Consider the following 20,321-nt stretch of genomic DNA (forward strand, 5'->3'; position numbering starts at 1 on the left):
AATAACGCTATTCAGGACGGGTCACTGAAAATAAAAAAGGCAGAATATTCTGCCTTTTTTCGACCACAACTTTTTTACCAAAGCGCTTATTTCGACTCTTCTGCTTCTGGTAATGTCACGTTAAGTTCGAGGATAGAAATATCGCCGTCTTTTTGTTCAAGTTGTACCGTGACCATCTCTGGATCGATTTGTACATACTTACAGATAACGTCGAGAATATCTTTCCTCAACTGCGGTAAATAATGCGGTTCGGCGTCACTACGACGACGTTCTGCAACAATGATCTGCAGTCGCTCTTTAGCGATGTTTGCTGTGCTCTTTTTCCGCGAGAGAAAAAAATCCAGTAATGCCATAACTTATCCTCCGAACAGGCGTTTGAGGAAACCTTTCTTCTCTTCTTCAACGAAGCGGAAAGGACGTTCTTCTCCCAACAGACGGTCTACGGTATCTGCATAAGCTTTGCCAGCATCCGCATTGATGTCGAGGATCACCGGCTCACCCTGGTTAGATGCGCGCAGGACTGACTGATCTTCCGGAATCACACCAACCAGTTTGATGCGCAGAATTTCCAGTACGTCTTCCATGCTGAGCATGTCGCCTCTGTTTACGCGGCCAGGGTTGTAGCGCGTAAGCAGCAGATGCTCTTTAATCGGATCTTCACCATTTTCCGCGCGACGAGATTTCGACGCCAGAATGCCCAGAATACGGTCAGAGTCACGTACTGAAGACACTTCCGGGTTGGTGGTAATAATCGCTTCATCGGCAAAATACAGTGCCATTAGCGCACCGGTTTCAATACCGGCCGGGGAGTCGCAGACGATGAAGTCGAAGTCCATCGATTTCAGATCATCCAGAACTTTTGCGACGCCTTCACGCGTCAGCGCGTCTTTATCGCGAGTCTGTGAGGCCGGAAGAATAAAGAGATTTTCAGTACGCTTATCTTTGATTAACGCCTGATTTAACGACGCATCGCCCTGAATAACGTTGACGAAGTCGTAAACGACGCGGCGTTCGCAACCCATGATTAAATCGAGGTTACGCAGGCCGATATCAAAATCAATAACGACAGTTTTCTTTCCCTTCTGGGCCAAACCTGTAGCGATGGCCGCGCTGGAGGTGGTTTTGCCAACGCCCCCTTTACCCGAAGTAACAACAATAATGCGTGCCATAGAAATTCCTTGTTAAAAAGGGATCAATTCAACGGTTGAACTGTCAAAGCGTTCTCTGCTAATTGCAGACGCGCCGCTTTGCCATAAAATTCTGCTGGGATTTTATCACTCAGCCAATAAACACCTGCGATAGACACCAGTTCTGCCGTCAGGTGGGTACAAAAAATCTGTGCTTCTCGATCGCCGCTTGCACCCGCCAGTGCACGGCCTCTCATCATGCCATAAACGTGAATATTGCCGTCAGCGATGAGTTCTGCGCCCGCGCTGACGTGGTTTGTAACAATCAGATCACATTGTGGTGCATAAATGCGCTGACCGGAACGAACCGGGACATTTATTAATCGTGTTTTTGTGATGGGAGTAACGTTTTGTACCGGCGCGGCAGGTGCGGGTTCAGCAATGGGGGCAGGGCGCAGCGCTTTTTCTTTACCTTCAGTCAGTAAAGGCAGGCCCATTTCGTCGATCTCTGCTTTGAGTCTGGCATCTTTGCAGCCGCTAACGCCGATAATGCGCAGACCGGTAGATGCGACAACTTTCTGCAGCGTTGGCCAGTTTACCGGGCTTTCAAGGCCACTGACGTTGATCACCACGGGAGCATGTTTTAAAAAAGCAGGAGCCTGCGCGATTTTGTCTTCCAACGCCTGACGAATAACCTCGGGTTCTGACTCGTGCAAGTGAACCACAGATAAGGTGAAGCTACTGCCTTTAAGCTCGATTGGCGTGTTTGACATCCTGGCCTTACTCAATTTGCTATTTATCATCCCCAGCGCGGGGTGATATTCCGAAGACTATAAGGCATGTTATAGTCAGTATTATATTGAGGCAAGCCACCATTCCGTGAATTCAGAGTAAAAGATATGTTTTGTGTGATCTACCGAAGCAGCAAACGTGACCAGACCTATTTATATGTCGAAAAAAAAGACGATTTCTCTCGCGTTCCTGAAGAACTGATGAAAGGTTTTGGTCAGCCGAAACTGGCAATGATTTTACCACTTGATGGTCGCAAGAAACTGGTGAACGCTGACCTTGAAAAAGTAAAACAGGCGTTAACCGAGCAGGGCTATTATTTACAAATCCCGCCACCGCCAGAAGATTTACTCAAACAGCATCTGTCTGTGGCAAAACAAAATATACCAGACGCTAAAGGTTAAACTGTATCCGGCAGCCGCATGTCCCGTCGATGCAGTTCCTGAAATCGAAGACGACGTTAGGGGAAAGTCATGTATCAACATCACAACTGGCATGGTGCTCTGCTGGATTACCCAGTGAGTAAAGTGGTTTGCGTGGGCAGTAATTACGCAAAGCACATTAAGGAGATGGGCAGCACAACGCCAGATGAACCCGTGCTGTTTATCAAACCGGAAACGGCATTGTGCGACCTGCGCCAACCGCTGGTTATCCCGGCGGATATGGGTGCGGTGCACCACGAAGTTGAGCTGGCGGTGCTGATTGGCGCGACCCTGCGCCAGGCAACGGAAGATCATGTGCGTAAAGCCATTGCCGGTTATGGCGTGGCGCTGGATCTGACCCTGCGCGATATTCAGGGCAAAATGAAGAAAGCGGGGCAGCCGTGGGAAAAAGCGAAGGGATTTGATAATTCCTGTCCGCTGTCGGGCTTCATTCCGGTATCGGAGTTTAACGGCGATCCGCAAAATACGCTGCTCAGTCTGACGGTAAACGGTGAAACACGTCAGCACGGTTCTACGGCGGACATGATCCATCACATTATTCCGTTGATTGCCTACATGAGTCGTTTCTTCACCCTCAAAGCGGGGGATGTGGTATTGACAGGAACGCCAGAAGGCGTAGGGCCGTTACACAGTGGTGATGAGCTGGCGATCGGTTTTCACGGTCAAACGCTGACGACGAGAGTACTGTAATCTCTTCTTGCCGCCTTTTCGGGCGGCAAAACTTGCATCAACGTGCCAGACTGGTTATAAGGTGCAGCTTTATTGCAATAGCGGATACCCTGATGAGCGACATACCTTTCTGGCAAAGCAAAACCCTGGATGAAATGACCGATGCCGAGTGGGAGTCATTATGCGACGGATGTGGTCAATGCTGCCTGCATAAGCTGATGGATGAAGATACCGACGAAATCTATTTTACCAACGTCGCCTGTAAGCAGCTCAATATCAAAACCTGCCAGTGCCGTAACTACGAACGTCGTTTCGAATACGAGCCTGATTGCATCAAGCTGACGCGTGACAATTTGCCAACTTTTGAATGGCTACCGATGACCTGCGCGTATCGTCTGCTTGCGGAAGGGAAAGGGCTGCCGGACTGGCACCCGCTACTGACTGGCTCGAAAGCCGCGATGCACGGTGAGCGTATTTCAGTCCGTCATATTGCGGTGAAAGAATCAGAAGTACACGACTGGCAGGATCACATTTTGAACAAACCTTCATGGGCGGACTGAGCCGCCCATCGGTTAACAGGCGCTAAAGATTAAGATTTTTTCGCCTGATACATCTCATCTGAGTGGTTGTCATCTTCAACCCAGAAATTAATGTTGAACTGCGCGTCGTCGCTTAATTCAACACGATGCCAGTACTGCGGTGGGCTGGTCGCAAACTGACCGGCATTTATCACCACTTTAACTTCAGGTTCTTTCGCTTCTTCATTCGCAAAGCCGTAATACGTTACCGTACCTTCCATCACGCAAAGCTGTCCAAAGACGCCTGCTGCGGTGTTATGGTGGGAGAGCAGTGCGGCTGGGACAGTGTCTTTTGTGAAAAAGGGAGTAGAGCGTTTAACTTTCCAGTTTGCCGGGATGCGTAAATGGGACATGGGACATCTCCTTGGTGTGGCATCTATAAGATGTATTTAATATACATCTTATAGATGCCACCAAGCAATGACATTATGGCAAAAAAAAACGCTCCCGAAGGAGCGTCTCTGTTAGCGACCGAAGAGGTCGCGTTTTTTCGGTTTAAACGGTTGGGCAATGACCACCAGCACGGCGACCACCAGGTACGCAGCAAAGATCCCTAATAGCCACTGTGGCATTTCAAGGGTTAAAAAAGACCACTGACGCTCGGCGCAGTCGCCGGATGCCAGGAAAACCTGAGGCAGCCATTTGTCCAGCGGTAACCAGCTCGGAAAGCGCGCCGCAAAATCACAGGTCATGAACGGAGACGGGTGAAGCTGGATCATGGTGTGCTCATATGCTAACTGCAGACCGCGCCAGGCGCTGTAAATCCAGATAACCATCGCTACATAACGCAGCGGCGTTTTTGGCGCGATAGCACCCACCAGCCCGGCACCCATTACGCCGAATAACGCACTACGTTCGTAAATACACAACACGCAAGGTTTAAGCAGCATCACGTGCTGGAACCACAGCGCAACGAGTTCCAGCGCCAGGGCGGTTAGCGCCAACAATAACCATGCTCCGCGACCGCGGGAGCACTGGTTTAAAAATCGCAACATAATAAATTCCCTGCAACATGCGTAGAGAGCGCAGTTTAAACCAATTCAATTTATGCGCCACTAGCAGCTATTGAAATATTGTGTAATCGGATAATTATCATGCAAAAAGTCAAACCGGGCAGTGATTTGCCCGGTAAGTTGTTATGGAAGTGTAGCTAACCAGCCTATTTGCGTCATCCACTCGGTCACCGGGACGAGGGTGAATTCCACGCACAAAAGACCGACCAGCGTCAGTACGAGGGTATACGGCAGCGCCATCCATACCATGCGGCCATAGGAGAGGCGAATCAACGGTGCCAGTGCGGAAGTCAGCAGGAACAGGAATGCGGCCTGGCCATTCGGAGTTGCGACGGAAGGCAGGTTAGTCCCGGTATTAATCGCCACGGCTAACAGTTCGAACTGGTTCAGGCTGATGGTCCCGTGCTCCATCGCCGCTTTGGCTTCGTTAATGTAAATCGTGCCTACAAAGACGTTATCGGAGATAGAAGAAAGCAGACCGTTAAAGAGGTAGAACAGAGTGAGCTGGGCATGCTCTGAAGCCTGTAAAACAAAATGAATAATCGGAGCGAACAATTGCTGATCGATAATTACGGCCACAATTGAGAAGAACACGGTCAGCAGCGCGGTGAACGGCAGTGACTCGGTGAACGCCTTGCCGATAGCATGTTCATCAGTGACCCCCGTTAAGGACGTCGCCAGGATGATAACCGACAGGCCTATCAGTCCAACTTCGGCCAGATGCAGGGCCAGGGCGATAACCAGCCAGACGCCGATAATCGCCTGGACAATCAGTTTGATCTTGTCCTGGCGGGTGCGCTGCTGGCGGCTTTGATCGTCATATTGCTGCAGAACGTCACGTACCTTTTCAGGCAATGTTTCACCATAGCCAAACCAACGTAATTTCTCGACCAGCATGCAGGTTAGCAGTCCGCAGATCAGCACCGGGACGGTGACCGGGGACATCCGCAGGAAGAAATCCCCGAAATGCCAGCCCGCCGCTTTGGCGATAATCAGGTTTTGCGGTTCACCAACCATGGTCATCACGCCACCTAACGCCGTGCCGACGCCGGCATGCATCATCAGGCTGCGCAGAAAACCGCGGAACTGCTCGAGCACGGCTTTATTGTGCTGATCAATATGGCTGTCATCGAGCATATTATCTTCCCCACGGGAAGAGGCGATGCGGTGGTAAATGCCATAAAAACCGACCGCCACGCTTATCACGACGGCGACCACGGTCAATGCATCGAGGAACGCGGACAGGAAGGCGGCGGCTACGCAGAAGGACAGCGACAGCAGCATTTTAGAGCGAATGCTCAGCAGCAATCGGGTAAAAATAAACAGCAGTAACTGCTTCATAAAGTAGATGCCCGCCACCATAAACATCAGCAGCAATAACACCTCAAGATTGGCGGCAATCTCTTCACGCACGTGCGTGGCGCTGGTCATGCCAATGACGACGGCTTCAATCGCCAGCAGGCCACCCGGCAGCAGCGGATAACACTTGAGCGCCATTGCCAGCGTAAAAATGAACTCAGCCACCAGCAGCCACCCGGCAACGAACGGGTTGATGAAGAAAATAATCGGGTTAACGATTAAGAAGGATAATAATGCGAGTTTGTACCAGTCCGGCGACTGGCCTAAAAAGTTGCGCCACAGCGCGCGACCCCAGGATAGCTCCATGGCAGTTTCCCTTACCTGTAAAAATGAAATCATGTTTTTATGTTTGACGGCAAAGCTTAGCGGGAGGAGGGAACGCAGGCAAGCTCTTCACGTGCTTCGTCGCGCCAATTGCGCCCCAGCGTTATCTGGAAAATGAAGCCTTGATCCACTTTTTCTTCATTGCCTCAGCTATCAGCTATCAGACCCGTCTGGTATGATGTGTGTAACTATGTTTTGCTGTGTAATGGAATTATTACTATGGTCATTAAGGCGCAAAGCCCAGCGGGGTTCGCGGAAGAGTACATCATTGAAAGTATCTGGAATAACCGCTTCCCCCCAGGCACTATTTTGCCCGCTGAACGTGAACTCTCTGAACTTATTGGAGTAACACGCACCACGCTACGCGAAGTGTTACAGCGCCTGGCGCGGGACGGCTGGTTGACCATTCAGCACGGCAAACCGACGAAAGTGAATAATTTCTGGGAAACGTCAGGACTGAATATTCTTGAAACGCTGGCGCGCCTCGATCACGAGAGCGTTCCGCAGCTGATTGATAATCTGCTGTCGGTGCGTACCAACATCTCAACAATCTTCATTCGCACCGCATTCCGCCAACATCCGGACAAAGCGCAGGAAGTGCTGGCGACGGCAAATCAGGTAGCCGACCACGCTGACGCTTTTGCTGACCTGGACTACAACATTTTCCGCGGTCTGGCATTCGCGTCCGGCAATCCGATTTACGGCCTGATCCTCAACGGCATGAAGGGATTGTATACCCGTATTGGTCGTCATTATTTCGCCAATCCGGAAGCCCGCGGTCTGGCACTGAGCTTCTACCGTAAGCTGTCATTGCTCTGCGAGCAGGGCTCCCATGACCAGGTGTATGAAACGGTGCGCAGTTACGGTCACGACAGCGGCGAGATTTGGCATCGCATGCAGAAAAACCTGCCCGGCGATTTAGCCATTCAGGGCCGTTAATCGCTCAATGCCGAATGGCGGTGTGAACACCTTATCCGGCCTACGTGGATGTCTAGTGTAGGCCGGATAAGACGCTTTCGCGTCGCCATCCGGCAATAAGATTCACAGACCGTTCATTCTCGGCGGGCAACGTTCCAGCAGTTCCACGCTGCCATCCTCATTTTGTTGCTCCAGCGTCACGTCAAAACCCCATAACCGATGGACGTGCTTCAGCACCTCTTTGCGGCCCTTATCCAGCGGGGCGCGATTATGCGGGATATAACGCAGTGTGAGAGAGCGATCGCCGCGCAAATCGACATTCCATACCTGAATGTTTGGCTCCAGGTTGCTCAGGTTATACTGCGACGACAGCCGGTTACGAATTTCACGGTATCCCTCTTCGTTATGAATTGCTGAGATTTCCAGATAATTATGTCTGTCATCGTCCAACACGGTGAACAGGCGGAAATCACGCATCACCTTCGGTGACAGGAACTGGCTGATAAAGCTCTCATCTTTAAAATCACGCATCGCGAAGTGCAGGGTTTCCAGCCAGTCAGAACCGGCGATATCCGGGAACCAGTATTTATCTTCCTCGGTCGGAGACTGACAAATACGTTTGATGTCCTGGAACATGGCGAATCCGAGCGCATAAGGGTTTATCCCGCTATACCACGGGCTGTTGTACGGCGGCTGGAACACCACATTGGTATGGCTGTGTAGAAACTCCAGCATAAACCGCTCGGTCACTTTGCCTTCATCGTACAGGTGGTTAAGGATGGTGTAATGCCAGAACGTCGCCCAGCCTTCGTTCATCACCTGGGTCTGTTTCTGCGGATAAAAATACTGGCTCACTTTGCGCACGATACGCAGCACTTCACGCTGCCAGGACTCCAGCAGCGGGGCATTTTTTTCCATAAAGTACAGCAGGTTTTCCTGGGGTTCAGAAGGATAACGCCGCGCTTCAAACACGGTTTTCTCTTCCTCTTTTTTCGGCAAGGTACGCCACAGCATATTTACCTGACTTTGCAGATATTCTTCGCGGCTTTTTTGCCGCGCTTTCTCTTCCTGCAATGAAATTTTTTGCGGGCGTTTATAGCGATCGACACCGTAGTTCATCAGTGCATGGCAGGAATCGAGCAGTTTTTCGACTTCGTCGACGCCGTAGCGCTCTTCACACTGGGTAATGTAGTTTCGGGCAAAAATCAGATAATCAACAATGGAGCTGGCATCCGTCCAGCTACGGAAAAGGTAGTTGTTCTTGAAGAAGGAGTTATGCCCATAGCAGGCGTGTGCCATCACCAGCGCCTGCATGGTGATGGTGTTCTCCTCCATCAGATACGCGATACATGGGTTGGAGTTGATGACAATCTCATAAGCCAGCCCTTGCTGACCGTGCTTATACAGACGTTCGGTTTCAATAAATTTTTTACCAAACGACCAGTGGGTATAGTTAATCGGCATCCCGACGCTGGAGTAGGCGTCCATCATCTGCTCGGAGGTAATGACCTCGATTTGGTGCGGATAGGTCTCCAGTCGGTAGAGTTTTGCCACGCGGTCTATTTCCGCCAGATAGACATCCAGCAGATCAAACGTCCAGTCGGGTCCATCGCTCAACCGTGTGGTGTCCTTGTTCATGGAATCAATCGTAGCCATTCGCGCACCCTCATTGTTGGCGGCACTCTCTGTCTGGAGTACCTCATTTCAAGCATAGAACACGGTGTTAAAAAACGTGCTGCGGCAGAAAATTTTTCTTTGCGATATCACGTTAATCCAACATCGAAAAACAGGATGTTCACGAAATTTTATGCTGGATAAAAATGACGCACAGCAGGAGATCCTAAAGCAGAGACATCCCTGTCGTTACCGCTATGTGTGAGATACATCACCATAAAAAAGCCATATGTTGAATAATATTTTCAACTGAGTTATCAAGATGTAATTAGATGATTATTCTTTTACTGTTAACGGAGTGGCTATGCGAGTTGTCATACTGGGAAGTGGTGTCGTTGGCGTGACCAGCGCCTGGTATTTAAGTCAGGCTGGACACGATGTCACCGTCATTGATCGTGAGCCCGGTCCGGCGCTGGAAACCAGTGCGGCGAATGCGGGGCAAATCTCTCCAGGCTATGCAGCACCGTGGGCGGCACCCGGCGTACCGCTAAAAGCGATTAAATGGATGTTTCAACGCCATGCGCCGTTGGCCGTTCGCCTTGACGGCACGCAGTTCCAACTGAAATGGATGTGGCAGATGCTACGCAACTGTGACACCAGTCATTACATGGAAAACAAAGGTCGTATGGTGCGTCTGGCGGAATATAGCCGTGATTGCCTGAAGGCGCTGCGAGCCACTACCGGCATTGAATATGAAGGTCGTCAGGGCGGGACGCTGCAGCTATTCCGTACCGCGCAGCAGTATGAGAACGCCACGCGCGACATCGCCGTTCTGGAAGATGCGGGTGTGCCATATCAACTGCTGGAAGCCCATCGCCTCGCGGAAGTTGAACCGGCGCTGGCCGAAGTGGCGCATAAGCTGACCGGCGGGCTGCGTCTACCGAATGACGAAACCGGCGACTGTCAGCTGTTTACCCAACGCCTGGCGCAAATGGCGGAGCTGGCAGGGGTTAAATTCCGCTTCAACACACCGGTTGATAAGCTGCTGAGCGATGGCGAGCAGATTTATGGCGTGCAGTGCGGTGAGGAAATTATCAAAGCCGATGCTTATGTGATGGCGTTTGGCTCTTACTCCACGGCTATGCTGAAAGGGATGGTCGATATTCCGGTTTACCCACTCAAAGGTTATTCGCTGACCATTCCGATCGCGGAGGACGACGGCGCGCCGGTGTCGACTATCCTTGATGAAACCTACAAAATTGCCATTACCCGTTTTGATAACCGTATCCGCGTGGGCGGCATGGCGGAGATCGTGGGCTTCAATACTGAATTATTACAGCCGCGACGTGAAACGCTGGAAATGGTGGTGCGCGATCTCTTCCCGCGCGGGGGGCATGTGGAGCAGGCCACCTTCTGGACCGGGCTGCGGCCGATGACGCCGGACGGCACGCCGGTAGTCGGACGTACCCGTTTTAAGAACCTGCTGCTCAACACCGGTCACGGTACGCTGGGCTGGACCATGGCCTGTGGATCGGGACAGTTGCTGAGCGATATTCTTTCTGGTCGCACGCCCGCCATCCCTTACGATGACCTGAGCGTGGCGCGTTACAGCCCAGGATTTTCGCCGTCACGTCCACGACATTTACACGGCGCACATAGCTGAGAAGGACGCGAGATGACCCGCCCAATACTGGCCAGCATTGACCTGCAGGCGTTGAAACAAAATTTAGGCATTGCACGGCAGGCCGCACCGGACGCCCGCGTCTGGTCGGTGGTAAAAGCCAATGCTTATGGACATGGCATTGAGCGCGTCTGGAATGCGCTGGGGACCACCGACGGTTTCGCCATGCTGAATCTGGAAGAAGCGATAACGCTGCGCGAGCGTGGCTGGAAAGGCCCGATCTTAATGCTGGAAGGTTTTTTCCACGCCGTCGATCTGACGGTGTATGACCAATATCGTTTAACCACCTGTGTACACAGCAACTGGCAGCTCAAAGCGTTACAAAATGCCCGACTGAACGCTCCGCTGGATGTATACCTGAAGGTTAACAGCGGCATGAACCGTCTGGGCTTTTTGCCTGAGCGGGTGGCAACCGTCTGGCAACAGCTGCGGGCGATGCCGAATGTGGGTGAAATGACGCTGATGTCGCACTTTGCTGATGCCGAACATCCGGACGGTATTCAGGACGCGATGGCGCGTATTGCACAGGCGACGGAAGGGCTTGAATGCCGACGTTCGCTGTCAAACTCCGCCGCCACGCTGTGGCACCCGGAAGCCCATTTCGACTGGGTACGCCCGGGTATTATTCTGTACGGCGCCTCTCCGTCAGGGCAATGGCGGGACATCGCCAACACCGGTCTCAAACCGGTAATGAGTCTGAACAGCGAGGTCATCGGGGTGCAAACGCTGAAGGCCGGTGACAGGGTTGGCTACGGTGGGCGTTACACCGCACGCGGTGAACAACGTATCGGGATTGTGGCGACCGGCTATGCCGATGGATATCCGCGCCATGCGCCGAGCGGCACGCCGGTGCTGGTGGACGGTGTCCGTACCGGGACGGTCGGCACGGTGTCGATGGATATGCTGGCAGTGGATCTGACGCCATGTCCTCAGGCAGGCATTGGTACGCCGGTAGAGCTGTGGGGCAAAGAGATCAAAATCGACGATGTGGCTTCCGCGGCCGGTACGGTGGGGTACGAATTGATGTGCTCGCTGGCGCTGCGCGTACCGGTTGTGACGGTGTAACTTTTGTAAAGTTGCCTGATGGCGCTGCGCTTATCAGGCCTACAATAGCAGTACATTTGTAAGCCGGGTAAGGCGCAGCCGCTACCCGGCAAAAACATCACTATTATTCATCCTCATCTTCTGCCACGCGAACGCCGACTTTCAGCACCGAATTATCTTCTTTCTCGGCCACCGTCCAGATCATCCCGGCAAATTCGACCTGGTCGCCGACCACCGGTGCGGCGCCTAACAATTGCTGGACGATCTCACCCAGTGTCTGCTGCTTATCGCGATATTCAGTGCCATCTTCCAGCCCGTAAATCAGCGCCACGTCGGCGTATTTGGCGCTGGCTTCGAGAATAAAGTCACCAAAGAAACGCTGGTCTAACGCGACCGGCGGCGACTGGCTGAACAGCTTGCCTAATGCGGGAAGATCGCGCTCGCGACCAATAACGCACAGCACGTCACCTTCGCGCAGGCGGGTGCTGCCCGACGGATGAAACAGCACGTTGTCACGAAACAGCGCGGCAATTCGCGTCTCGTCTGGCATATGCAGGTCGCGTAGTGCGGCCCCCACACACCATTTATCGGCACTCAGTTGATAAACAAACTGCTCCCAGGGATTGTCAGGATGAATATCCAGACCAATGCGCGAAACGGGCCAGCCGACCGGTGGAACCACCACTTTGGCTTTTTTGGCCGCCCACGAGAGCGATGTCCCCTGAAACAACAGCGAAATCAGGACGACGAAGAACGCCACGTTAAAGAACAGACGGGCATTATCCAGCCCGGCCATCATCGGGAAGACGGCGAGGATGATCGGCACCGCACCGCGCAAGCCGACCCAGCTGATGAAAATGCGCTCACGCAGATTAAAACCCCGGAACGGCAGCAGCCCGGCGAACACCGACAGCGGGCGGGCAACGAAAATCATCCAGGCAGACAAAATCAGCGCCGGAATGGCAATGGGCAGCAGGTCGGATGGCGTCACCAGCAGACCCAGTACCAGGAACATGGCGATTTGCGCCAGCCAGGCCAGGCCGTCAAAGTTTTGTAGAATACCGAACCGGTTGCGAATGGGGCGATTACCCAACAGGAAGCCACACAGGTAGACCGCCAGAATACCGCTGCCTTCCAGCGCGGTGGTGAGGGCAAAAATCAGGATCCCGCCGCTTAACGCCAGCAGTGGATACAATCCGGCAGGCAGCGAAATCCGGTTAATCATTTGTTGGAGCAGATAACCGCCACCCAGACCCAGTGCAATACCCAGACCGAACTGTTGAATAATATGCACCGCGAACATCCAGCTTAAGCCGGTCTCGTGGTTTTGGATCATTTCAATTAGCGTGATGGTCAGAAACACCGCCATCGGGTCATTGCTGCCCGATTCTATTTCCAGCGTCGAGCCGACACGTTCGTTCAGACCCTTCCCACCGAGCAGGGAAAACACCGCCGCGGCGTCGGTTGAGCCAACAATCGCGCCAATCAATAAACCCTCGATGAGATCCAGATGAAACAGCCACGCGGCCATCATGCCGGTTAAGCCGGAGGTGATCAGCACGCCCACGGTCGCCAGTGATAATGCCGGACCGAGCGCTACGCGAAAGGAACTGGCCTGGGTACGCATCCCGCCATCAAGCAGGATAACCGCCAGCGCCAGGTTACTCACCATGTAGGCGAAAGGGTAGTTATCAAAAGGAATACCGCCAATGCCATCTACGCCCGCTAACATACCGATCGCGAGGAATATCACCAGGATCGGGATACCAAGACGTGATGAGAATGAACTGAGTAAGATACTGCAGGTGACGAGAACGGAACCCAAAATAAAAAGGCTAATAATTGCTGCGGCATCCAACGTTCGGTTACTCCTGAATTACGCTGTTTCGTATTAACAAACCCTAACATATTAGCGGCAGAAACAGCGTTTTACTTAGCCCTGTTAGCAGCTTTTTTTACGATTTCAGCACCGGATGCCCGGTTAAGGTGAGCTGGCTGCTATTTTTCACGTTTCGCAGCACCGCTTTTGCCCCGAGCGGGAGCGTGACGGTACGCTGTTCGTGACCAAAATCGAGACCGCTAATCAACGGTACCGACAGTCTGGCACGCAGAAATGTGCAGACTTCCTCCAGATTGTAGCCAGCGTCGTAATCGTTTGGTGCGCTGCCGCTAAAACTGCCGAGAATAATGGCGTTCTGACGGGCTAAAATGCCCGCGTGGTACAGCTGCAACAGCATGCGCTCGACGCGGAACGGATGCTCATTAATGTCTTCCAGCACCAGAATACCGTTATCAATGGCGGGCATATACGGGGTGCCAATCAGCGAAATGAGCATCGCCAGATTACCGCCCCACAGCGTGCCTTCGGTGGCGCAGTCCGGACCATCACCTTGCCAGTCGATAGTAAATTGCGCATTGCGTAACGCCAGCCAGAAATGGTGTTCGGTAAACGCGTTCATTTCTTCGGCACCAAAATTGGCCGCTAACATCGGGCCGCTGAAGGTAATGACGTTGCCTTGTGCCAGCAGGCCGCACTGGATTGCCGTAAAGTCGCTGTGTCCGCAAATGAGCAGTGGGTCGTGTTGCTGGCGGGCGGTCAGTGCCTGCCAGTCAATAGCATCCAGTAAACGGCTGGCGCCATAGCCGCCGCGCACCGCCAGTACAATGGTATCGGGCGTTTTCAGCTCAACCAATGCATTCACATCCGCCAACCGTTCGGTTTCCGTCCCGGCAAAACGCTGGTAGCGACGTGCAATAACCGCCGAGTTTGTGACCTGATGACCGGCCTCAGTAAGGCGCGAAAGCCCGCGCAATGCCGCTTGCTGGTTGATACAGTAGCCCGAGGGGGCAATTAAGTGAAACCGGGACATGGCATTTCCTTGCTACAACTAAAACCAAATGTATATCATGCCGCGTAGGTATGTCGTTGTCACCTCAGCGACAGGTTCCGGCTATAAGGATAGATGACGTGAAATTGAGATGGTTTGCTTTTTTGGTTGTATTACTTGCGGGCTGTAGTTCAAAACAGGATTACAAAAATCCGCCATGGAATGCTGAAGTTCCGGTTAAACGCGCAATGCAATGGATGCCGATCAGTGAAAAAGCCGGCGCGGCCTGGGGGGTAAGCCCACAATTGATTACGGCCATCATCGCCATTGAATCAGGCGGAAATCCGAATGCGGTCAGTAAATCTAACGCCGTTGGGCTGATGCAGCTCAAAGCCTCTACCTCCGGACGGGATGTCTACCGTCGGATGGGCTGGAGTGGCGAGCCGTCAACCAGTGAGCTGAAAAACCCTGAGCGCAACATCTCAATGGGTGCCGCGTACCTGAATATTCTCGAAACCGGACCATTGGCCGGCATCGAAGACCCACAGGTGATGCAATATGCGCTGGTGGTGTCATATGCCAACGGTGCGGGGGCGTTGCTGCGGACATTCTCCTCCGACAGGAAAAAAGCCATCAACAAAATCAACGATCTCAGTCCGGATGAATTTATTGAGCATGTGGCTGATAATCATCCGGCGCCGCAGGCTCCGCGTTATATCTGGAAGCTTCAGCAAGCGCTGGATGTGATGTAGTTCGCGTGAGGTTACTCGCGTACCTTGTTGGATTTTTCCCGGGCCTCACGTTCGAGTGAAAAAATAATCCGCTGTAAGTTCCGCTCCACCGCCGGGCTGACGTTGAGAAAACGGAAGCTCAGGCGGGGAGTGGTGATGGTTTCATTTTTCCCGTCGATAACTTTGCGCTCGCTGATGGAAATAAGCTGGGCGTCAACGTGGTACACTCCCCATTGTTCCATGTTGATTTCAACCTGCGAAAAGCGCATGCCCTCCACCAGTCCTTCTGGTTTTGCCTCTTCTAACAGCGCGCCCATCCCGCCGAGCGATAAATCGAACAACCGAAAACGTAAAATGCTGTTGTCCGGCATTTTTGCCGTGCAGTGATAGGGCGGATGCAATGGGGCACCAATACGGAAATATTCCCGGCGCTGGACAAACCACAGCGCGGGCGGCAGCGACGAGATAAATGCCGGCAACCGTTGAAATTCCCCTTTTTTGAGCTGAGGCAGGGTGAACTCGACCTTGGCGCCCTGCGTTTCAGCGATGACAGAGACGTGGTTTGCCCGCTGAACGGCCTGGTTTTCATATTCCTGGCTGCCAAAATCCATAACTAATTCATCCGGGCTCACCGCGAGAATTTTGCTGATGAATTGTCCTCCTGACCAGGAGATTCGCAGGGGGATCTGCTGTGAATTTAAGTCGCGGAGAACGCCTAACACCGCCAATGGATTTTGCTTCAGGAACTGCTCATGGTAGTTGCTCACACCTAATGACTCCTGGATGCCTGGTTTGTCGTTGGATTATCGGCATCGCGCGACAGAACTTAATACAAATGGATGAAATTTTTTATTAAGTCCGCTGAACGCAAGCTGTAGAAAAACGCCGGGCGACGGCTTGCCTATACTTAACGTACTGGCGCAGGAATGGCTTGCGCGTGCGTTCATTGGAAAGAGGGCCTGAAAATGGGAATTATTGCCTGGATTATTTTTGGTCTGATTGCGGGTGTTATCGCTAAACTGCTCATGCCGGGGCGCGATGGCGGAGGATTTATTCTGACGTGTATTCTCGGCATTGTCGGGGCTGTGGTTGGCGGATGGCTGGCAACTATGTTTGGTATCGGGGGAGATATCAGCGGGTTTAATCTGCACAGTTTCCTGGTGGCCGTCGTCGGTGCCATTCTCGTGCTGGGGATTTTCCGGTTGGTACGGCGAGATTAATTCAGCGGCCCCTGCGGGGGCCGCCTCTCATGGCTAATCTGGTGTAATTTATTGCACGGTCTGCGTTGTTTTTTCAGTTACTGGCCGTGTCGACGGGACGCTATCACAGGGTTTTTCTTTGGCGCAAATCAGGTCGAGCATTTTTAAGGTGACGCCATTGGTCCAGCCAAAGCCGTCCTGTAACGGGTACTCGCCACCGCCACCGCCGGTTCCTGTGCTGCTGACGTCGTATTTTTCAACCAGCTTTTTCTCCCGGTCATAGGTATGCTGCACGTTGGTCAGGAAGCGCCAGGTGACCTCCATGGCGACCTTATCCTGGCCGTAGTTTTGTAACCCGGACGCTGCAACCCACTGGAGTGGTGCCCAGCCGTTCGGGGCATCCCACTGTTGACCGCTTTTCACCGACGTTGTGGCCAGACCGCCGGGTTGCAGCAGATGCGCCTGGGTCGCCGCAGCCACCTTGCTGGCGCGATCGTTGGCCGCCGCATTGACATACAGCGGGAACAGGGCGGCGGCGGTCAGTTGATTGCGTACTTTCTGACTTTTTAAATCGTAGTCGGCATACCAGCCCTCTTTATCGTTCCACAGGTAGCTTTCAATCCCTTTTTGTCGCGCATTAGCGAAGCCTTCGTACTGTGTAGCTTTGGCTTCATCCCCTGCGGCCTTGCTGGCAAGCGCAATCATTTTTTCCATCTTGTACAGCAGCGCATTGAGATCGACAGGGACGATGCTGGTGGTGCGCAGGGTGCTTAACTGGTTCGGGTTGTCCATCCAACGTGAGCTAAAATCCCAGCCCGAGGCGGCGGCCGAACGCAGGTCGCGGTAAATGTCGGTGGCCGGACGGTTTGGATTGCTTTTGGCGGTGGCGATATCTTCAACCCAGGACTCGGGTCTTGGCGTATCACGGTCATCCCAGTAGCGGTTTAACACCGTGCCGTCAGCCAGTTTGACTACCCGTTTGTTCTGCTGACCTGGCTTAAGCGTTTCGACGCCCTCCATCCAGTAGCTGTACTCTTTCTGCATCTGCGGCAGGTATTTTTTCAGCGCATCATTACCGTCGTGCTGCGCCAGCAGTTCAACCATAAAGGCGAAGAACGGCGGCTGGGAGCGGCTCAGATAATAGCTGCGGTTACCGTTAGGAATGTGTCCCCAGGCATCAATCTCGTAAGCGAAGTTCGCCACCATGTCGGAGACCTTGTCCCAGTGGTTGCTCTCGGCAAGCCCCAGCATAGTGAAATAGCTGTCCCAGTAATAAATTTCGCGAAAACGCCCGCCGGGCACCACATACGGCTCCGGCAGCGGCAGCAATGAGTCCCATTTTTCCACGTCAGTCGTCGAGCGCGTTAGCACCGGCCACAGCCCGTCGATATGCTCACGCAGCGACTGCCCGGCGGGCGGTACGTATTTCTCACCCTCTTTGGGCAGCGTAAAATTCACACCGACGAAATGACGAAGATCGAAGCCGGACTGGTTTTTTTGCATCCGATAATCAGCAAGGATCATCAGCGGATCGCTATTGGGCACTGCATCGGCAAAGGTTTTCTGATCCGGGAACAGCTTGGCGGTTTGCACATCATTAAACAGAGGGCCGAGCAGGATATCAGGGGGCTGCGGCGTTGCGGCGGGCTGTTCCTCGGCGTGGGCGCCGAATGAAGCAAGGGCCAAAAGGGTACTTGTGAGCGTGAGTTTTACTGTAACAGAGAGCAGGCCAGGATGGCGAATTGCTGGCGTTATCATCGGGTAATCTCCTTAGCGGCGTGCCGAAGTTGCGGCATTTACCATGAGAAAACCTTAGTCCAGGATCGACCGTTACGCGTTATAGGGACCCTATTTTGCGAACAAACAGACGTTTCTGCACGTGATGTGAAAGCTGCACGCCCTTTGTGATAACAGGACGTGCAGCGGCGTTTAGCCCACGCGGATGACCTGATGTGCCGCGCAGTCAAGGGTCAGGGTGTCCCCCATTTTGATGGCGTCGAGCGCCTCACCCTGCTGGCATACCCAGCCGATCCCCATCTCGCGGGCAATGATTGCCGAATGGGACGCCTCGCTGCCCGCGCGCAAACAGATGCCTTTGATGGTCAGCGGATCCAACTGCAGTACGGTGGACGGGTAAATGACGTCTGCCACCAGGATTGTCGGGCGAATAAAGGTCGGGATTTGAGCGGGTATTCCGGTCAAATGCCGCAGCGAGCGGTACAGTAAATCGTCAATATCGATATACCGCGCCTGCAAATAAGGGTCGTCGAGCTGGAGATACTGCTGACTCAGGTCGCTCAATACCGTATGCCAGGCATGTTCGGCGCGACACTGTTTTTCGCGCATGATAGCGCAGGCCATGTCATATAACTCGGTATCGTCCAGCAGCGTGTGGTGGCCGGAGAAAATCGCGGCGATATCGGCGGAGTATTTCTCTTCGGCAAGCGCTGTTAAACAGTTCAGATCCTCCAGCGTATTGCGGATTGCCGCCTGTAACCGCTGCTGTTCGTACGGTAAATCGGTGGCAGGCTGCGGGGCTACCTCTGCGGCGACCGGCGTATAGCAAAAGGCCATCCCCGTTGCTTGTATCGGCGCTGAGTTGGTGATGCCGCCGGTATGTGGCTGTTCAACGGACTCACCAAAGTTCTGCGCAGCCAGCTGTTTGAATGCCGCCAGCGCGTCGTCGGCCTGTTCACCTTTGGCAATTAAGCGCAGCGTGTCATTACAACGCACCTGCAGCAGCGCGATTTGGTTCAGGCTGTCCGGGACCACGCACTTACCGTTTTTCTCAAGCAGCATGTCGGCGCGAAAGCCAGACAACGTGGAGACCAGCCGTGACGCGGGGCGAACGTGGATGCCGTTGGGGTTTTTGACCACCACGGCAACAGAGCGGGCCTCGTCATCAGCAGAGAGGCCTTCCGGCGAGGTCACGACCGGGGACGACGGTGGTAAACCCAGTTGCGCATATTTGGCATCGAGGGCGCTCATGGCATCGCGAATGACGCGGTCGATATCGGCACCTGCTGCGGCGCTGACCGTTGCGGCCAGGGTGCCTTCTACCAGCGGAGCTGCGCACAAGCGTACCTTCGCGGCGATCGTCGGATCGAGCAGTTCCAGGGCGGTTTCCGCACTTAATAACGCGCTGCCGATATCCATCATCACCAGCACGTGATCCGTGTCCGCGACGGACTCAATGGCTTCCATCACTTTAATTGGATCGGTGCCGATAGGATTATCGGGATCGTCAATGCCCGCGGCGATCGCGAGTTTGCACCCTTCGCCCATTAACATCTGTCGGGCTAACTCGCCGACGCCTGCGCCCAACTGCGCGCTATGAGACACAATAACCAGGTTTACCATCGCTTTATCCTTACTCTCTGGCGGCCTGAGCCAGCATTTGCATCATAAACATCACCGACGTTGCGCCGGGATCCTGATGCCCGATACTGCGCTCACCCAGATAGCTGGCACGACCTTTACGTGCCTGCATGGTGATGGTGCTTTGTGCAGCCGCTTCTGCTTGTTGACTCGCCGCGTCCAGCGCCGCCTGTACACTCAGTTTTTGTTCGCAGGACTGACGTAGCGACTCGACCACCGGTACCCAGACATCACACATGGTTTTGTCCCCGGGCTCGGCTTTACCTCGGCTAATCACGCCTTCTGCGCCATCGCGCATCATCTGATACAGCTCATCCAGTGTCAGGCTCTGATGGGCCTGAGTCACCTGTGCGGCGCGGATGAAGAAGGTGCCGAACAGCGGACCGCTGGCCCCACCGACGCTGGAAAGCAGCACCATGCCGGTGTTTTTCAAAATGAAACCGATGTCTTTATCCGCAATGGACGGCAGTTTTTCGACCACTTTACTGAAGCCACGGTGCATATTCAGGCCGTGGTCGGCGTCGCCAATTTCCCGGTCCAGACCGGTCAGAAAATCACTTTCGGTGGTAAATATTTCACCGCAGCGATAAAGCCAGTTAACGATTTGTGTTCTGTTGAGGGACATT

Annotated in this window: 21 protein-coding genes; 8 read left to right on the forward strand and 13 right to left on the reverse strand. The window is 53.4% G+C overall.

The window, feature by feature from the left end; genetic code table 11:
• Positions 1 to 86 precede the first annotated feature (86 nt).
• Genes minE through minC form a run of 3 tightly spaced genes read right to left on the reverse strand, consistent with a single transcriptional unit; the run spans position 87 to position 1,900 of the window.
• The gene (minE, locus tag IB214_RS10315) at positions 87 to 353 is read right to left on the reverse strand and encodes a cell division topological specificity factor MinE (protein ID WP_003833739.1); all 267 of its coding nucleotides are present in this window, start codon (positions 351 to 353) and stop codon (positions 87 to 89) included.
• 3 nt (positions 354 to 356) lie between these two features.
• Positions 357 to 1,169 (reverse strand): septum site-determining protein MinD, encoded by an 813-nt coding sequence (gene minD / locus IB214_RS10320; protein WP_096756725.1) that lies wholly within the window; start codon positions 1,167 to 1,169, stop codon positions 357 to 359.
• A 23-nt stretch (positions 1,170 to 1,192) separates the two neighbouring features.
• Entirely contained in the window at positions 1,193 to 1,900 is a 708-nt protein-coding gene (minC, locus tag IB214_RS10325; protein WP_096756726.1) for a septum site-determining protein MinC, read from the reverse strand.
• A gap of 126 nt (positions 1,901 to 2,026) precedes the next feature.
• Between minC and IB214_RS10330 the strand changes: the two genes are divergently transcribed.
• The 3 genes from IB214_RS10330 to IB214_RS10340 all read left to right on the forward strand — a co-directional run bounded on the left by IB214_RS10330 (position 2,027) and on the right by IB214_RS10340 (position 3,588).
• Entirely contained in the window at positions 2,027 to 2,320 is a 294-nt protein-coding gene (locus IB214_RS10330; RefSeq protein WP_096756727.1) for a YcgL domain-containing protein, read from the forward strand.
• A 69-nt stretch (positions 2,321 to 2,389) separates the two neighbouring features.
• A complete protein-coding gene (locus IB214_RS10335; RefSeq protein ID WP_117342927.1) occupies positions 2,390 to 3,049 on the forward strand; it encodes a fumarylacetoacetate hydrolase family protein in 660 nt (219 codons plus the stop codon).
• A gap of 92 nt (positions 3,050 to 3,141) precedes the next feature.
• Positions 3,142 to 3,588, forward strand: coding sequence for a YcgN family cysteine cluster protein (locus IB214_RS10340; RefSeq protein ID WP_196209307.1), 447 nt, complete (start codon positions 3,142 to 3,144; stop codon positions 3,586 to 3,588).
• Positions 3,589 to 3,617: 29 nt separating this feature from the next.
• On the opposite strand, the gene IB214_RS10345 is transcribed toward IB214_RS10340, so the two are convergent.
• The 3 genes from IB214_RS10345 to nhaB all read right to left on the reverse strand — a co-directional run bounded on the left by IB214_RS10345 (position 3,618) and on the right by nhaB (position 6,284).
• On the reverse strand, positions 3,618 to 3,959 hold the full coding sequence (locus tag IB214_RS10345; protein ID WP_096756729.1) for a DUF1971 domain-containing protein: 342 nt from the start codon (positions 3,957 to 3,959) through the stop codon (positions 3,618 to 3,620).
• Between the two features lie 111 nt (positions 3,960 to 4,070).
• Positions 4,071 to 4,601, reverse strand: a complete 531-nt coding sequence (gene dsbB, locus IB214_RS10350) for a disulfide bond formation protein DsbB (protein ID WP_096756730.1) — start codon at positions 4,599 to 4,601, stop codon at positions 4,071 to 4,073.
• Positions 4,602 to 4,742: 141 nt separating this feature from the next.
• Positions 4,743 to 6,284, reverse strand: coding sequence for a Na(+)/H(+) antiporter NhaB (gene nhaB / locus IB214_RS10355; RefSeq protein ID WP_117342926.1), 1,542 nt, complete (start codon positions 6,282 to 6,284; stop codon positions 4,743 to 4,745).
• A 237-nt stretch (positions 6,285 to 6,521) separates the two neighbouring features.
• Between nhaB and fadR the strand changes: the two genes are divergently transcribed.
• Positions 6,522 to 7,241, forward strand: a complete 720-nt coding sequence (fadR, locus tag IB214_RS10360; protein WP_096756732.1) for a fatty acid metabolism transcriptional regulator FadR — start codon at positions 6,522 to 6,524, stop codon at positions 7,239 to 7,241.
• Positions 7,242 to 7,343: 102 nt separating this feature from the next.
• Here the strand turns inward: fadR and IB214_RS10365 are convergent, their stop codons facing one another.
• Positions 7,344 to 8,876: a SpoVR family protein gene (locus IB214_RS10365; RefSeq protein WP_096756733.1), complete on the reverse strand. Its 1,533-nt coding sequence runs from the start codon at positions 8,874 to 8,876 to the stop codon at positions 7,344 to 7,346.
• Between the two features lie 322 nt (positions 8,877 to 9,198).
• Here IB214_RS10365 and IB214_RS10370 point away from each other — a divergent pair, with 322 nt between their 5' ends.
• Together IB214_RS10370 and dadX are read left to right on the forward strand one after the other, a co-directional pair.
• The gene (locus IB214_RS10370) at positions 9,199 to 10,497 is read left to right on the forward strand and encodes a D-amino acid dehydrogenase (protein WP_115258254.1); all 1,299 of its coding nucleotides are present in this window, start codon (positions 9,199 to 9,201) and stop codon (positions 10,495 to 10,497) included.
• 12 nt (positions 10,498 to 10,509) lie between these two features.
• Positions 10,510 to 11,580 (forward strand): catabolic alanine racemase DadX, encoded by a 1,071-nt coding sequence (dadX, locus tag IB214_RS10375; protein ID WP_117342925.1) that lies wholly within the window; start codon positions 10,510 to 10,512, stop codon positions 11,578 to 11,580.
• 103 nt (positions 11,581 to 11,683) lie between these two features.
• On the opposite strand, the gene IB214_RS10380 is transcribed toward dadX, so the two are convergent.
• Positions 11,684 to 13,417 carry a potassium/proton antiporter gene (locus IB214_RS10380; protein ID WP_096756736.1) on the reverse strand — a complete coding sequence of 578 codons (1,734 nt, stop codon included), beginning with the start codon at positions 13,415 to 13,417 and terminating at the stop codon, positions 11,684 to 11,686.
• A gap of 97 nt (positions 13,418 to 13,514) precedes the next feature.
• Positions 13,515 to 14,429 carry a muramoyltetrapeptide carboxypeptidase gene (gene ldcA, locus IB214_RS10385; protein WP_117342924.1) on the reverse strand — a complete coding sequence of 305 codons (915 nt, stop codon included), beginning with the start codon at positions 14,427 to 14,429 and terminating at the stop codon, positions 13,515 to 13,517.
• A gap of 98 nt (positions 14,430 to 14,527) precedes the next feature.
• Here ldcA and emtA point away from each other — a divergent pair, with 98 nt between their 5' ends.
• Positions 14,528 to 15,139 carry a membrane-bound lytic murein transglycosylase EmtA gene (gene emtA, locus IB214_RS10390; protein WP_096756738.1) on the forward strand — a complete coding sequence of 204 codons (612 nt, stop codon included), beginning with the start codon at positions 14,528 to 14,530 and terminating at the stop codon, positions 15,137 to 15,139.
• A gap of 11 nt (positions 15,140 to 15,150) precedes the next feature.
• Here the strand turns inward: emtA and IB214_RS10395 are convergent, their stop codons facing one another.
• Entirely contained in the window at positions 15,151 to 15,885 is a 735-nt protein-coding gene (locus IB214_RS10395; protein ID WP_115258258.1) for a flagellar brake protein, read from the reverse strand.
• 198 nt (positions 15,886 to 16,083) lie between these two features.
• Here IB214_RS10395 and IB214_RS10400 point away from each other — a divergent pair, with 198 nt between their 5' ends.
• Positions 16,084 to 16,338, forward strand: a complete 255-nt coding sequence (locus IB214_RS10400) for a GlsB/YeaQ/YmgE family stress response membrane protein (RefSeq protein ID WP_115259931.1) — start codon at positions 16,084 to 16,086, stop codon at positions 16,336 to 16,338.
• Positions 16,339 to 16,386: 48 nt separating this feature from the next.
• Here IB214_RS10400 and IB214_RS10405 read toward each other — a convergent pair whose 3' ends face one another.
• The 3 genes from IB214_RS10405 to dhaL form a co-directional block, all read right to left on the reverse strand.
• Positions 16,387 to 18,075 carry an alpha,alpha-trehalase gene (locus IB214_RS10405; RefSeq protein WP_117342923.1) on the reverse strand — a complete coding sequence of 563 codons (1,689 nt, stop codon included), beginning with the start codon at positions 18,073 to 18,075 and terminating at the stop codon, positions 16,387 to 16,389.
• A gap of 171 nt (positions 18,076 to 18,246) precedes the next feature.
• Positions 18,247 to 19,677, reverse strand: a complete 1,431-nt coding sequence (dhaM, locus tag IB214_RS10410) for a dihydroxyacetone kinase phosphoryl donor subunit DhaM (protein WP_117342922.1) — start codon at positions 19,675 to 19,677, stop codon at positions 18,247 to 18,249.
• A gap of 10 nt (positions 19,678 to 19,687) precedes the next feature.
• Positions 19,688 to 20,320, reverse strand: a complete 633-nt coding sequence (gene dhaL / locus IB214_RS10415) for a dihydroxyacetone kinase subunit DhaL (protein ID WP_096756742.1) — start codon at positions 20,318 to 20,320, stop codon at positions 19,688 to 19,690.
• Position 20,321 lies beyond the last annotated feature (1 nt).

The sequence above is a fragment of the Citrobacter sp. C1 genome, from assembly GCF_014596895.2.
Lineage (GTDB): Bacteria > Pseudomonadota > Gammaproteobacteria > Enterobacterales > Enterobacteriaceae > Citrobacter > Citrobacter gillenii.